Raw genomic sequence first — 14153 nt, forward strand, 5'->3', positions numbered from 1 at the left:
TAAGCGCCAAGGTCGGACGAATCGTCGATCCCGCCGAGTTGTAATGCAAGGCTTACCTGGTAGCGGCGAAGCTCAGCGGAAATCGCGGGACCGGGAAGGGATGCGCAACTCAAGGTGTTGCAACCGCTCCGCGTACACGTTGATCACCCCGTCCACCCGCTCAACCGTGCCCCTGATCAGCATCGCGGGGCTGGCCCGCGCCACCCGGTGGTAGCGGGCCCACAGCCCTGGCGAGCACACCACGTTGACCATCCCGGTCTCGTCCTCGATGTTCAGGAAAGTCACCCCGCCCGCGGTCGCCGGCCGCTGCCGATGCGTGACCGCGCCGCCGACCAGCACCTTCTCGCCGTGCTCCACGCCGCCCAGCTCACGCGCGGTACACACCCCGAGCGAAGCCAACCGCGAACGGACGAACTGGGTCGGGAAGCTGTCCGGGGAAAGCCCGGTCGCCCACACATCCGCGACCGCCAGCTCGACGTCGTCCATTCCCGGCAGCGCGGGTGCCACCGCCGCCACCGTGGTGCCCGGCAACCGGTCCGGTCGCTCCCCTGCCACCGCGCCGGCCGACCACAATGCTTCACGGCGGGGTAACCCGAAACAGCCAAAGGCACCCGCGGTCGACAGGGCCTCGAACTGCGCGGTGCTCAGCCGCACTCGGCGGGCGAGATCGGCCATCCCGGCAAACGGTCCACCGGATTCCCGCGCCGCCACGATCTCCCTGGCGAGTTCCGTACCGATGGTGCGCACCTCATCGAGCCCGATGCGCACCGCGAGACTGGAATTGCGCGGCGAGGCGCGTTCCAGGTCAGCCTCCGCCGCACTGGCATTGATATCCGGGCCACGAACCACCACCCCATGCCGGCGCGCATCGGCGACCAGTGACTGCGGGGAATAGAAACCCATCGGCTGGGCACGAAGAAGCCCGGCGCAGAAGGCAGCCGGATAGTGGTACTTGAACCACGCGCTGCAGAAGACCAGATGCGCGAAGCTCAGCGCATGGCTTTCCGGGAATCCGAAGTTGGCGAAGGCGAGCAGTTTGCGGTAGATCGTCTCGGCGAGCTCACCGTCGATGCCTTTCGCCCGCATCCCGGAAAAGAGCCGATCCTTCAACCGCGCCATCTTCGCGGTCGAGCGTTTGGCCCCCATCGCCCGCCGTAGCTCATCGGCCTCCGCCGGGGTGAACTCGGCGATATCCACCGCGATCTGCATCATCTGTTCCTGAAACAGCGGCACCCCGTAGGTTTTTCCCAGTGCGGGTACCAGCAGTTCGTGCTCGACCTCCCAGGTCTCTTCCCCGTTGTGCCGGCGGATATAGGGATGTACCGAGTCACCCTGGATCGGCCCCGGCCGGATCAACGCCACCTCAACGGCAAGGTCATAGAACTTCCGCGGTTTCAACCGGGGCAGCGTGGCCAGCTGCGCCCTGCTTTCCACCTGGAAAACCCCGATCGCGTCGGCGGCGCAGAGCATGTCGTAGATCCGCTTGTCCGCAAGGTTCAGCTTCGCCAGATCCACGACTTCACCGGTGTGCTCGCGTACCAGGTCGATCATGTAGTGCAGGGCGGAAAGCATGCCGAGACCGAGCAGATCGAACTTCACCAGACCTATTTCGGCGCAGTCATCCTTGTCCCACTGCAATACCGTGCGGTCTACCATCCGCGCCTGCTCGACCGGGCACACCTCGCTCACCGGTCGATCACAGATCACCATGCCGCCCGAGTGAATACCCAGATGTCGAGGAAAGTCCTGTAGCTGGCAGGCCAACGCCAGCACATCGTCCGGGATATCGTGATCGTGATCTTCCGTTGTGGACTCGAGCGGGCCCCAGCGGTCAATCTGCTTCCCCCATGCATCCCGCTGGCCAGGCGCGTAGCCGAGGGCGCTGGCGGTATCCCGCACCGCCGAACGGGACCGGTAGGTGATCACGTTGGCTACCTGCGCGGCCCGCAACCTGCCGTGCTTGCGGTAGACGTACTGGATGACTTCTTCCCGCCGGTCCGACTCGATATCCAGGTCGATATCCGGATACCCATCCCGTTCGGGCGCGAGGAACCGTTCAAACAGCAGCTCCCAGTACACCGGGTCCACTTTGGTGATTCCCAACGCGTAGCAGACCGCGGAGTTCGCCGCCGAACCACGGCCCTGGCAAAGAATGTCGTGATCGACGCAGAACTGCACGATGTCATGCACGATCAGGAAATAGCCGGGAAAACCAAGCTCCTCGATGATCCGCAGCTCATGTTCGATCTGCACATACGCCTTCGAGTAGTCCTTCCTTGAGCCATAGCGCTTCGCCGCGCCCTGATAGACGCAGGAACGTAGCCAGCTTGCCTCGGTATGCCCCTGGCCCAGCTCGAACGGCGGCAGCCGCGGCGCGGTGAGCAGTAGTTCGAAAGCGCATTCGGTGCCGAGTACCGCCGCCCGCTGCACGGCTCCCGGATAGCGGGCGAACCTTGTCGCCATCTCAGCTCCCGAACGCAGATGCGCCGTCCCCGCGCCGGGTAGCCATCCGGCCATCTCGTCCAGACTGCGCCGGGCCCTGATCGCGGCCATCATCGCGGCCAGCCGGCCACGACTTGGCCGTGCGTAGTGCACCGCGCCGGTAGCCACGGTGGGCAGGCCAAGTTCGGTCGCCATCCCGGCGAGCAGATCGTTCTGCGTGCTATCCAGTGGGAGGCCGTTGTCGATCAGCTCGACGAAGACGCGCTCCGTGCCATACCAGGAAACCAGCTGACGTAGCCGCGCGAAGGCGGTTTCCGGGCCCTGCTCGGTGAGTGCTCGACGCACCGCGGACTTACGGCAACCGGTCAGCACCACGCAGTGTTCCGCGGTATCGGCCACCACCTGCTCGAGGTCGTAGACCGGCCTGCCCTTCGCGCCGTCCTTGTGCAACTGCCCCGTGGTGATCGTGCGGCATAACCGGTGGTAGCCCTCCTTGCCCGTGGCGAGCAGTAGCAGGTGCTCGCCCTCCGGATCAGCGATCCCGTTCTGTGGGGCGGAAAGCCCGATGCTCAACTCGGTGCCGAACACCGTGCGGATACCCAGTTCCCGCGCCGCTTCGGCGAACCGGACAACCCCGTACATCCCGTCGTGATCGGTAATCGCGACCGCGTCCAGGCCAAGCCGGAAAGCTTCCTCGGCCAGTTCCTCGGGGTGACTGGCACCATCAAGGAAGCTGAAGTTGCTGTGGCAGTGCAACTCGGCGTAGGGGACACGGCTATCGCCGTCGGCATGGTCGGTGAGGCCAAGCGGTCCCAGATCTTCCGGGCGCGCGTAGGCTTCCCGGTGATATGTCCATGCTGGACTATCGTTGCCGTCTCCCCGCTCAGGGTCGTAGTCACCACGCATCGCCCGGTGCAATTCGGACCAGCGAACGGGTGGGTTATGCCAACCCACTACCCCGCTCCCGTGCCTGGCGAGAAACCGCGCTCGCGGGGCTCATCCCAGCCGTCCCGAACCGGGTCGAATACCGCGCGCACGCCATCCGGGAAGCCAACTTCGGGGCGCACACTCCCTTCCGGGGATACCCTCGGCACCGGAATCATCGGTATCTCGTGCGGAGTAGCCGAACCCATCAGTCGTACACCCCTTCAACCATCCATTGCGGACTATCGTGTTCCGCGCGCAGCAGCAACAACGCGGTTTGCGTGCCGGTCTCCTCCTCGGTCAGCACTACCTGAACCCTGGCGAGCAACGCGGCGCGCTCCGGGGCCCACCATCGCTGATCCACCAGCCAGGGGCCGGCCCAGTCAGAAACCAGACCGGTTACCCAGCCGCTGCGCACGACATGCGGCGCGGCACTGAGTTCACCTCGCGCGGTCAGCTCGATCTCCGCACCACCGGTATCGCGCAGCACGGCCGGCTCGGGAGTTACCAGCACGGTCGCCGGCGAAGGGCTGGGGAGTCGCCCCGGCCATGGCAGCTCCGGATCATCGCGTACCGATCGTTCGGTCCCCCATGGCACCAGCCGTACCCGCTCCGTGGGTCCTCGACCGCCCTGCACGACCGGCGTGCCGGCGCTCTGTTCCCCGAGTAATCCCTGCACCCTGACCAAGGCCCTGCCGGCTCGCTCCGCCGCGGCTGCCTGCTCCGCGCCATGCCACAGACCAAGCTGCAGCTCACTGCCCAGCACGACTTCGGCTGGCTCAAGATGCAGCGTCTGGATACCAGAGCTGGGGCGATCCCCCTTGCCGATCCGCAACCAGCCGTCGAGCTGCCAGCGCACCCGGTCGGCGATCCCAGCGGGGGTGAGCGGTTCAGCGCACCGCCACATCCTGCTGAACTGCTCACCGTGCTCGGTGCTCGCGGTGATGTTCAACCGAGTACACGCGAATCCTCGGCTGGCCAGCCCGGCATGCAACCGCTCTGCCAAACCCCGCGCGACGAACGCGGCGGCATCTACCCGCTCCACCGGCGGGTCTAGGTGTTGTGTGATGGACAGGTCCGGCGGCGGACGACGCCGGTCCAGCGGCCGCTCCTGCGTCGCATTGGCCAGCCGATGTGCCCTGACCCCTTCGGTGCCGAAACGCGCGGCCACCTCCCGTTCGGGAATTTCCGCGAACTCGCCGAGAGTGCTTAGCCCAAGCCGGTTCAGTAGGTCGATCAGCTCCGCGCAGCCCTGCCCAGCAATCCCTGGTTGGTCCAGTTCGGACACGCTGAGTGGCGCGAGGAATTCCGCGCTTGCGCCCTCGGCGACCACGACGGAGCGGTGCGCGGCAAGCAGTGCGGCGAACAATCCATCGGCGATCCCAATCTGACACTCCACCCCGGTGCTACTGGCAAGCTGGTCGATCAGCCGCTCGGCGAGATCGCGCTCCCCGCCGAAGTACCTGGCCGAACCGCGCGCGGGCACCGCGACCACGCCGGAGCGAATCACCTCGACGCCGACCGCGAGTTCCTCTACCGCAGCGGCTACTGGTTCGAAAAGGGCGGCATCGCGCGCCGGATCATCGTCGAACACGACCAGTTCCGGGCAGCGGCCCTGCGCCTGCCTGCGGCGCATCCCTCGCCGGATCCCGTTGCCGCGTGCCTGTGCGGAGCAGGCGAGCACCCGATTCGCGGACAGCACCGCGGCGGGGATATGCACGGGCACCCCGGTTGCCTGTCCCGCCGCGACCACCGGCCAGTCCGGACACCACACCACGAGCAGTCGAGGCGCGCTCATCCCGCCAGCTCCCTCGGCCTGGCTGGATTGGCTTCGGTGGCACCCTCGGCGGCAGCGATCCCGCCGGCGCTGTCGGGGAGCAGCAGCGTTCGACGCACCGGTCGAGCAGCCGCGCCGCGCCCTACCGCTTCCACGACCAACCGCCTGGTCCGCAGATAACCCGAACCAGCTTCGACACCGGACCACCGCGCCGTGCTGCCGTGCAATTCGACCTCGGCGCCGGGCCAGGCGCCGAACGACAACAGCACCGACTTGTGGTGCCTGGCCCGCGCGGACAACCGGCGGGCGTGTTCTGGCCGGATCCCCGCCGCGGCGCGTACCGCGACCAGATCCATGCCTTCCAGCAGCGCCGCCACCACCGGGGCGAATTCCGCACCCGGGTTGGGAACCAGTGCGAGCCGTTGCGGTACGACACCGAATTCGGTGGCGGCGAGCACGCCAATACCGGGCATACCAACCACCCCAGCCCAGGAACCGGCCGAGGTCGCCGGCCCTAGCAGAGCGAGCAACAAACTGGTGGCGCCCCGAACGGCCACCGTGCCGCCACGCCGCAGCCCCCGCCACGGCAACAGCTCCGCGAGTGCCTCGGGTACCGGAAGTACCCGACCAACCTCGGCCGATTCCACGGGTTCACCCCGGTTGTCCTTACCGTGGACAACCAACTCGCTCGCCGTGCGCACCCCGATATGCGACATCAGCGGCGCGAGCGCACCCCGACTCGGCAACAGACACACCTCTCCCCACGACCGTGCGGTCCGTGCAACGGTCGAGCCAAGCCCGATACCGCTACGAACCTCGCCGTGGGGAAGCCGGCGACTACGTTACTCGAACACCGTTATTCGAACACTAGTTCGATACCCCTAGTAAACACCGGCCACCCAACCACGTCAAGTCGGGGTCTTTAGTGCGCGAAGTGCCGGGTTCCGGTCAGGTACAGCGTGATCCCCGCAGCCTCGGCGGCGGCGGTTACCTCGGCATCCCGGACGGATCCGCCCGGCTGCACGACCGCGCGCACCCCGGCGTCCAACAACACCTGCAACCCATCGGGGAACGGGAAGAAGGCGTCCGATGCGGCCACCGAGCCGGCCGCCCGATCACCCGCGCGCGAGACGGCGAGGCGCGCCGCGTCCACCCGGTTCACCTGCCCCATACCGGCGCCGACGGTCGCCCCGTCCTTGGCGAGCAGGATCGCGTTCGACTTCACCGCACGGCAGGAGCGCCAGACGAAGGCAAGATCGGCAAGGGTTTCCGCGTCCGCGGGCGCGCCGACGGCGAGCGTCCACTTTGCTGGATCATCGCCTTCGGCGTCGATGATGTCGGATTCCTGCACCAGCAGCCCGCCGGAGATCGCCCGCTGTTCGAACCCGCCGCGCTCGGGCGAGTCGGCGCGGAGCACGCGGACGTTCTTCTTCCGTGCCAGCACATCCACCGCACCATCCGCATAGGACGGAGCAATGATTACCTCGGTGAAGATATCCGCGATCTGTTCCGCGGCCGCCACGGTGATCTCCCGGTTGGCGGCGATCACACCGCCAAAAGCACTCACCGGATCGCAGGCGTGCGCCTTGCGGTGCGCTTCGGCGATCGCTTCCGGCTCGGGCGCCCTGGACACCGCGATCCCGCACGGGTTCGCGTGCTTGATGATGGCCACGCACGGCTCGGTGTGGTCATGCGCGGCACGCCAGGCGGCATCCGAGTCCACATAGTTGTTGTAGGACATTTCCTTGCCATGCAACTGATCCGCGCCGGCAAGTCCGGAAACCCGGTGCCCGACGTAGAGCGCGGCCCGCTGGTGCGGGTTCTCGCCGTAGCGCAACACCTGGTCGCGCTGCCAGCTCGCGCCGAGCCATTCGGCGAAGCCGGCGTCGTCTGGCTCCGCGAACTCCGCGCCGAGCCAGGTGGCGACGGCGACATCGTAGGAGGCGGTGTGGCGGAACGCGGCCACCGCCAGTTCCCTGCGCTCAGCTAGTGAGAAACCGCCCTGGCGCACCCGGTCGAGCACCCAGTCATAGCGTTCCGGCCGCACCACAACGGCTACCGAGCCGTGGTTTTTCGCCGCCGCGCGGACCATCGCCGGACCGCCGATGTCGATCTGCTCGACGCACTCCTGCGCGCTGGCACCGGAGTCGACGGTCTGGCTGAACGGGTAGAGATTCACTACGAGCAGATCAAACGGCAGGATGCCCAACTGGGCCAGCTGACTCACGTGCTCGGGGTTGTGCTGGTCGGCGAGCAGCCCGGCGTGCACCCTCGGGTGCAGCGTTTTCACCCGGCCGTCCAGCGACTCGGGGAAGCCGGTGACTTCCTCGACGGGGGTGACTGGAACTCCGGCGTCGGCGATCACTCGTGCCGTACCGCCAGTGGAGACAATCTCCACGCCAGCGGCGTGCAGCCCGGTGGCCAGCTCGAGCAGGCCCCTCTTGTCCGATACGCCGATCAGCGCACGCCGAACGGGTTGACTGTCTTGCACCTGCGTTCCTCCGGTCACGGGATACTCACCTTTCGTCCGGTCACCGTGCAGCCCCGCACGGCCAACCGTGCAAGCACATCCACGAGCAAACCGCGTTCCGCGTCCTTGATCCGCTCGTGCAGGCTGTCCGCGCCATCGGCGGGGTCGATCCGCACCGCCTGCTGCGCGAGGATCGGGCCGGTGTCCACACCTTCGTCCACCAGGTGCACCGTGCAGCCGGTGACCTTGACCCCGTGCCGCAACGCGTCATCGACGGCGTGCGCACCGGGAAAAGCGGGCAGCAACGCCGGATGCGTGTTGATCACCCTGCCGCCGAAGGCGGCGAGGAAGGCAGGGCCGAGGATCTTCATGAATCCCGCGGACAGCACCAGGTCCGGCTGATAGGCGGCCACTTCCTCGGTCAGCGCCTTGTCCCAGGCCGCACGGTCCGGATGCGCACCGAGCCGGGTCACGAAGGTCGGCAGGCCAGCCGCGCTGGCCCGGTCGAGGCCGGCGATGCCGTCCCGGTCGGCGCCAACGGCGAGGATTCGGACCGGGTACTCGGGATCCGCGGCGGCATCCAGCACTGCCTGCAGCAAGGTACCCGAACCGGAAAGGAGGACGACGACCTTTGCCGGGGCGGCGATCGACAGTCGAGTCGACGCGGGCTCTGGTGCGGACGCGGGCGGGGTCAGGGCGCGCTCCTCGATAACCGGTTGGGTCGCGACCCGTCCAGCTTAATCGGTGCGATTCCCCGGCTTCGGCTGGCCACCGGGGGTGCGTTCGGTGTCCTCCTGGACACCCTCGGTGTCTCCGTCGTCGGACGGGTCGAGGCCACCGTCGTCGGACGGGTCGAGGTACGCCTCCCACTCGGCGTCATCCCAGGCGTCCTCGTCCCATTCGGTTTCCAGCCGAGCCGAGGCAATGGGCTCCTCGTGCTCTTCGGGTTCGTCGTGCTCTTCGGGTTCTTCGAGTTCGTCGTGGTCTTCGAGCTCGTCGCCCTCGTCCACTTCACCGGTTTCATCGAGCTCGCCTGGCTCATCTGAGGCATCTAGCTCGTCGGACTCGGCAAGATCTTCCTGCTCTTCTTGCTCTTCTTGTTCGTCCGTCATTTCCTGGGCTGGCGCGCCGGAACGCGCCGGGCGTTCGCCCGCGAACCAGGCGAGCAGGCCGCCAGGCAGGACAATGCTCAGGAACGCGGCCACCGACACCAGATCAGCCGGCACCCGAACCGGATCGAATGGTCCACCGGCCAACGAACCGCCGGCAAGCGAGCCAAGCAGAACCCAGCCGAGGGCGGTCACCGCACCAGCCACGATCACCATGCGCAGCCGATCGAAGGGACGCGGCGCGGCCTTCCGGCACATCCAGCCGACCAGCGCGCCCACCGCGGCCGGCGCGAGCAGGAATACCGGCCACCACTGCGCCTGTTGCTCGGGCAACGCGGCGAGGATCGGCAGCGCGGGCACCGGGCCGCCGGAGAACTCGAACATCCCGATATGCGCCGAACCGAGCGTTATCCCGGGCCCCAACGCAAACGACGTGGCCCCAAGCACGGCATTCGGCACATACGCCACGGAAAGCAGCAACATGCCCAAGCCGCTGCCGAACCCGTCGGCCTGCTCGGTGAACAACTGACGCACGGTCGGAAACGCCAACGCGATGCCGAGCAGATAGGTCAGCGTGCCGACCGCGACGAGCCCGGAAATCCCGACCAGCCCGGCTCGCAGCCCACGGGGCGCCGTCTCGTCGAGCCACACCCGCAGCCTGGCGAAAATCCCACAACGTCGGGCAAGCGGGACGGTCGCGGCGACCGCGGCTATCCCGCCCGGCACCAACATCCCGAGCAGTGGCGAGGAATCCAGATCGCTGCCGGAAACCAACATCGCGAGCAGAAAGCCACACCCGGCATGCGCGCCGGCAAAAGTCGCGACCAACGGGATCGCCTGACGCGGGGTACGCAATCCCAACCGGTCCGCCGCGGCACCAGCTGCCCGCGCGATGAACATCGCCAACAGGATCGTCGGCAACAGTGGGAGCACGCTCAGCGGATGCCCAAGTATCGATATCGGCACCTGATGTACGGCCAGCCAGCCGGGTACGGCGGCGAGCAACACTCCCGAAGTGGCGAAATGCGAGTTCGACGCGATCGCGGTGACCAGCGCGAGTAGCGCGGCCACGGCGGCATAACCGGTGACAAGGGGCAGCACCGCGGCCATCGCGAATACTCGGACGCGCGAGGACGCCGGCACCGCCGGAGTGTCTTCCGGCGCGTCGAGATCGACGGGCTGAGCGAGCGGCACGCTGCCAACCATCGCATTCGGGCTGGGCCGTCCGGGTGAGCCACGCCGTGCTCGACAGTGTGATCAATCAGGGCCGACCGAACACTGCGTATTCAACTCGCTCGACCAGCAAACCCTCGCAACGACTACTGGCCTCCGCTGGACCAGCCCTGTTGTACATAGGGCTGCTGGTTCGGCTGCATTCCGGGCACCGGCGCCACCCCGACAGCGGGACGTCGACTAACGCTGAGTAGTTCCCCGTCCCAGACGTACGCCACACAGGCGATGATCAGCTGCACCAGCGCGAGCACGAGAACCACCACCCCGCCCACGGCCAGCTCCACCCCCACGAACAGGGTGAACAGGTACTCGATCACGATGCCGAGAATCAGCGCCGGCACCACCAGACCGGGTTTGCGGCCGCTGCGCGAGAAGGCGCCGCCCACGGCCACCAAGCCAGCCACGAACAGGAACGCCGGGGTGAGGCCGAGCCCGCCCTCGTAGAACGACAGCCCGTCGCCAAAGTCGTAACCCTGGTCGGCGAGCGTGGCGACCTGAGCGGAGTCGAGTCCCAGCTCGACAGCGGGCGCGAAGCCGAGCAGCAAGACCGCGAAGCCGAGCACCCCGGTAGCCAGATGCAACCAGCGTGGTCCGGTCAACTGGACCAGCGATACGGTCGGCTGACTCGGCGGCTGCTGGGCTGCGTATGCCTGCCGGGGATTCGGCTGACCCTGGGCTAGTTGACCCTGGGTCAGTTGACCGGGCCCCAGTTGACCGGGCCCCAGTTGACCGGGATACGGGCCGAACGGATCGGTCATCGCGCCTTCGCTCCTCAGATTTTGGGCATGTTCGATTACGAGGCGCGAAGTTCGGACGTGCGGAGTCAGACCAGACCGACCAGACCCCAGACCCAGGTCAGGCCGGACGTTGCTTACTGCGTTGGCTTCTTGGGCGGTTCGGTGCCCTCCTGCGGTGCACCGGGCGGTGGCTGCTGGCTGAACTGCCCCTGGTGGGAGGCGTAGAGCGTCTGCTGCCCCTGCTGCATACCCGGGCTCGCGGGCGGCACGGAAAGCTGCCCCTGCTGACTGCCCTGCTGCGGCGACTGGCCGTGCAGGTCATCGGCGTTGCCAACCACGAACTGTCCCTGGCCCTGTTGAGCCTGATTCTGTTGAGCTGGCGCACTGTGCTGCTGTGTGCGCTCCTGGCTGGCGGCCTGCTCCGGCGAACCGAACTGCTCCACCGGCGGGAAAACGCCGGTAGCCGGGTAGCCCTGGGCGCCCATCGGCTGGCCCGCTGGACCCGCACTACCGGACTGACCAGCGGCGACCGACGGCTTGGGGCCCGATGTCTTCACAACACCCATATCGAAAAGCAGCGCGACGACCGCCACGCCCGCCTGCAGCAGACCGAGCACCAGCATCACGACCAGCATGGCCGAGGCGCCGGTGGTCTGCACGACCGTCCGCAGCAGGCCGAGTCCACCCACCACGCTGAGCACCACGGCGACCGGGAGCACCTTCGGCGCGTTCGGCACCAGGTACAACGCCGCGAGCAGACCGCCAGTCAGCAACAGCGACGAATCCAGCGACCCAGGCGCGGCGCCCGCGGTGAACCCGCAGAAGTAGGTGATCAGGCTCAGCACTCCCACGACCGCGGCGAGCAACGCGGATAGCGGAAGCTTTGCTAGCGGGTTCGGTGCAGCCTGGGCGCCCTGCGGCGCCTGCGGTCCAGGCTGGAATCCTGCCGGCTGCTGGCCATAGCCACCCTGCTGCATGTGGCCAGCGAAGCCACCCTGGCCGCCGGACGAGTAGGTCATCGCGCGTTTCTCCTCAAAGTTCCCAAAATGCCCCGGCGAAGCCGCCGCTCCCGTGTTTCGACGTACGGCGCCGCGATTAGGTTGCGTATTGCTTCACCCGCATGAGCTACGCCATGAATTATGCAGCGCGGACGCCACGCACAGCAGTGCGCACCCGCCGAACGCGTCCGACGGGTGCGCACAGGGCCCTAAACGGTGCTCAGCTGAAGAGTTCCCTCGCCAGCTGCGCGGTCTCACTCGGGGTCTTGCCGACCTTCACGCCAACCGCCTCCAGCGCGTCCTTCTTGGCCTGGGCGGTGCCCGCGGAACCGGAGACGATCGCCCCCGCGTGCCCCATGGTCTTACCTTCGGGCGCGGTGAACCCTGCCACGTAGCCGACGACCGGCTTGGTGACGTTGGCCTTGATGAACTCGGCCGCACGCTCCTCCGCGTCCCCACCGATCTCACCGATCATCACGATCGCCTCGGTCTCCGGGTCTGCCTCGAAAGCGGCGAGCGCGTCAATATGCGTGGTGCCAATGACCGGGTCACCGCCGATCCCGACGGCGGTGGAGAAACCGATATCCCGCAGCTCGTACATCAACTGGTAGGTCAAGGTGCCGGACTTGGAAACCAGCCCGATCTTGCCCTGCCCGGTGATGTCCGCCGGGATGATGCCCGCGTTGGACTTGCCTGGGGAAATGACCCCCGGGCAGTTCGGGCCGATGATCCGCGTCTTGTTCCCGGTCGCGCAGGCGTGCGCCCAGAACCCGGCCGAGTCGTGCACCGGAATCCCCTCGGTGATCACCACGGCGAGTTCGATCTGCGCGTCGATCGCCTCGATCACCGCGTCCTTGGCGAACTTCGGCGGCACGAAGATCACCGAGGTGTTCGCCCCGGTCTCCTTCATCGCCTCCTCGACGGTGCCGAACACGGTCAGCTCGGAGCCGCCGATGGTGACCTGCTGACCAGCCTTACGGGCGTTGACGCCGCCGACGATGTTCGCGCCGGAGGCGAGCATCCGGGTGGTGTGCTTGGTGCCCTCCGCCCCGGTCATGCCCTGCACAATGATCTTGGAATCGGAGTTCAGGAAGATTGCCATCGGTTACGCCCCCGCAGCTGCGAGCTCGGCGGCCTTGTCGGCCGCGTTATCCATCGTGTCGACCAGGGTCACCAGCGGGTGGTTCGCCTCAGCCAGAATGCGCCGGCCCTCATCGACGTTGTTGCCGTCCAACCGCACGACCAGCGGTTTGGTAGCACCGTCGCCGAGCATGCCCAGAGCGGACACGATTCCATCGGCGACCGCGTCGCAGGCGGTGATCCCGCCGAACACGTTCACGAATACGGCCTTGACGTCCGGGTCACCCAGGACGACATCCAGCCCGGCAGCCATCACTTCCGCCGAGGCACCGCCACCGATGTCCAGGAAGTTGGCCGGCTTCACGCCGGAGTGCCGCTCCCCCGCGTAGGCCACGACGTCCAGTGTGGACATCACCAGACCCGCGCCGTTACCGATGATGCCGACCTGCCCGTCCAGCTTGACGTAGTTCAGGTCGTGCTGCTTGGCCTTGGCCTCGAGCGGGTCCTCGGTTTTGGTGTCCACCAGCGCCGCGTGCCCCGGCTGCCGGAAGGCCGCGTTCTCGTCCAGCGTGACCTTGCCGTCCAACGCGATGATCTTGTCCTGCGGGTCCCGCACCAGCGGGTTGACCTCGACGAGCGTGGCGTCCTCGGCCACGAAGGTCTCCCACAGCTTGACGATTACCTCGGCCGCGGATTCACGCACCGCCTCCGGGTAGTTGGCCTTGGCCGCGATGTCCCGCGCCTTCGCCAGGTCCACCCCGGCGATCGGATCGATGGCGATCTTGGCGACCGCGTCCGGGTTGGTCCGCGCGACTTCCTCGATCTCCACGCCGCCCTCGGCGGAGGCGATGCACAGGAAAGTGCGGTTCGCCCGATCGAGCAGGAACGAGAAGTAGTACTCCTCCGCGATGTCCGAAGCCTCGGCCACCAGCACGCGGTGCACCACGTGCCCCTTGATGTCCAGCCCCAGAATCGCCTCGGCCTTCTCCGCGGCCTCCGCCGGCGAGTCGGCCAGCTTCACGCCGCCGGCCTTACCGCGACCACCGGTTTTCACCTGGGCCTTGATTACCACCTTGCCGCCGATACCCTCGGCGACCACACGTGCCTCATTCGCATCATTCGCCACGGAGCCGGGCAACGTAGGCACTCCGTGCGAGGCGAACAGATCCTTCGCCTGGTACTCGTACAGGTCCACTCGAGAAGTCTCCTGACTGCAGCGACGACGTGGCCGTTGAACTTCGAAAACCCTAGCGACGTGCGATCCGGGCCGGGACGGCGCCTCGGGTGTTCTCAGTCACCGCGCACCACCTGTCAAGCGCCTCCCACCGGGCATAACGGGGTAAATCCCCCGCTCGGCGCGGTCATTGGCCGGGTTCCCTGTGC

General features: G+C 67.2%; 11 protein-coding genes. All 11 read right to left on the reverse strand.

Annotated features, from left to right (window positions below; all coding sequences use genetic code 11):
- Positions 1-72: 72 nt before the first annotated feature.
- Complete coding sequence (locus EV191_RS20135) at positions 73-3396, reverse strand: error-prone DNA polymerase (RefSeq protein WP_132878668.1); 3324 nt, start codon at positions 3394-3396, stop codon at positions 73-75.
- Positions 3396-3575 (reverse strand): hypothetical protein, encoded by a 180-nt coding sequence (locus EV191_RS20140; protein ID WP_132878669.1) that lies wholly within the window; start codon positions 3573-3575, stop codon positions 3396-3398. Before EV191_RS20140 ends, EV191_RS20135 begins: the two co-directional genes overlap by 1 nt.
- Entirely contained in the window at positions 3575-5164 is a 1590-nt protein-coding gene (locus EV191_RS20145; RefSeq protein WP_132878670.1) for a DNA polymerase Y family protein, read from the reverse strand. Before EV191_RS20145 ends, EV191_RS20140 begins: the two co-directional genes overlap by 1 nt.
- Positions 5161-5898, reverse strand: a complete 738-nt coding sequence (locus tag EV191_RS20150; RefSeq protein WP_424565485.1) for a hypothetical protein — start codon at positions 5896-5898, stop codon at positions 5161-5163. Before EV191_RS20150 ends, EV191_RS20145 begins: the two co-directional genes overlap by 4 nt.
- A gap of 167 nt (positions 5899-6065) precedes the next feature.
- Entirely contained in the window at positions 6066-7652 is a 1587-nt protein-coding gene (gene purH / locus EV191_RS20155) for a bifunctional phosphoribosylaminoimidazolecarboxamide formyltransferase/IMP cyclohydrolase (RefSeq protein ID WP_243659077.1), read from the reverse strand.
- Positions 7649-8266 carry a phosphoribosylglycinamide formyltransferase gene (gene purN / locus EV191_RS20160; protein WP_132878671.1) on the reverse strand — a complete coding sequence of 206 codons (618 nt, stop codon included), beginning with the start codon at positions 8264-8266 and terminating at the stop codon, positions 7649-7651. The genes purH and purN overlap by 4 nt, the downstream gene beginning before the upstream one ends.
- A gap of 84 nt (positions 8267-8350) precedes the next feature.
- The gene (locus EV191_RS20165) at positions 8351-9916 is read right to left on the reverse strand and encodes a cell division protein PerM (protein ID WP_132878672.1); all 1566 of its coding nucleotides are present in this window, start codon (positions 9914-9916) and stop codon (positions 8351-8353) included.
- A gap of 125 nt (positions 9917-10041) precedes the next feature.
- A complete protein-coding gene (locus EV191_RS30145; protein WP_165913021.1) occupies positions 10042-10713 on the reverse strand; it encodes a DUF5336 domain-containing protein in 672 nt (223 codons plus the stop codon).
- Positions 10714-10826: 113 nt separating this feature from the next.
- Entirely contained in the window at positions 10827-11711 is an 885-nt protein-coding gene (locus EV191_RS20175) for a DUF5336 domain-containing protein (RefSeq protein WP_132878673.1), read from the reverse strand.
- Positions 11712-11910: 199 nt separating this feature from the next.
- Positions 11911-12792: a succinate--CoA ligase subunit alpha gene (gene sucD / locus EV191_RS20180; protein WP_132878674.1), complete on the reverse strand. Its 882-nt coding sequence runs from the start codon at positions 12790-12792 to the stop codon at positions 11911-11913.
- Between the two features lie 3 nt (positions 12793-12795).
- Complete coding sequence (gene sucC / locus EV191_RS20185) at positions 12796-13965, reverse strand: ADP-forming succinate--CoA ligase subunit beta (protein ID WP_132878675.1); 1170 nt, start codon at positions 13963-13965, stop codon at positions 12796-12798.
- Positions 13966-14153 lie beyond the last annotated feature (188 nt).

Origin of the sequence: Tamaricihabitans halophyticus (assembly GCF_004340875.1) — a bacterium.
GTDB lineage: Bacteria > Actinomycetota > Actinomycetes > Mycobacteriales > Pseudonocardiaceae > Tamaricihabitans > Tamaricihabitans halophyticus.

What these genes read in the sequence shown, in the direction of transcription:
- EV191_RS20140 (WP_132878669.1), bottom strand. Translation starts at nt 3,575, where the DNA reads ATGGGTTCGGCTACTCCGCACGAGATACCGATGATTCCGGTGCCGAGG.
- EV191_RS20145 (WP_132878670.1), bottom strand. Translation starts at nt 5,164, where the DNA reads ATGAGCGCGCCTCGACTGCTCGTGGTGTGGTGTCCGGACTGGCCGGTG.
- sucD (WP_132878674.1), bottom strand. Translation starts at nt 12,792, where the DNA reads ATGGCAATCTTCCTGAACTCCGATTCCAAGATCATTGTGCAGGGCATG.
- EV191_RS20175 (WP_132878673.1), bottom strand. Translation starts at nt 11,711, where the DNA reads ATGACCTACTCGTCCGGCGGCCAGGGTGGCTTCGCTGGCCACATGCAG.
- EV191_RS30145 (WP_165913021.1), bottom strand. Translation starts at nt 10,713, where the DNA reads ATGACCGATCCGTTCGGCCCGTATCCCGGTCAACTGGGGCCCGGTCAA.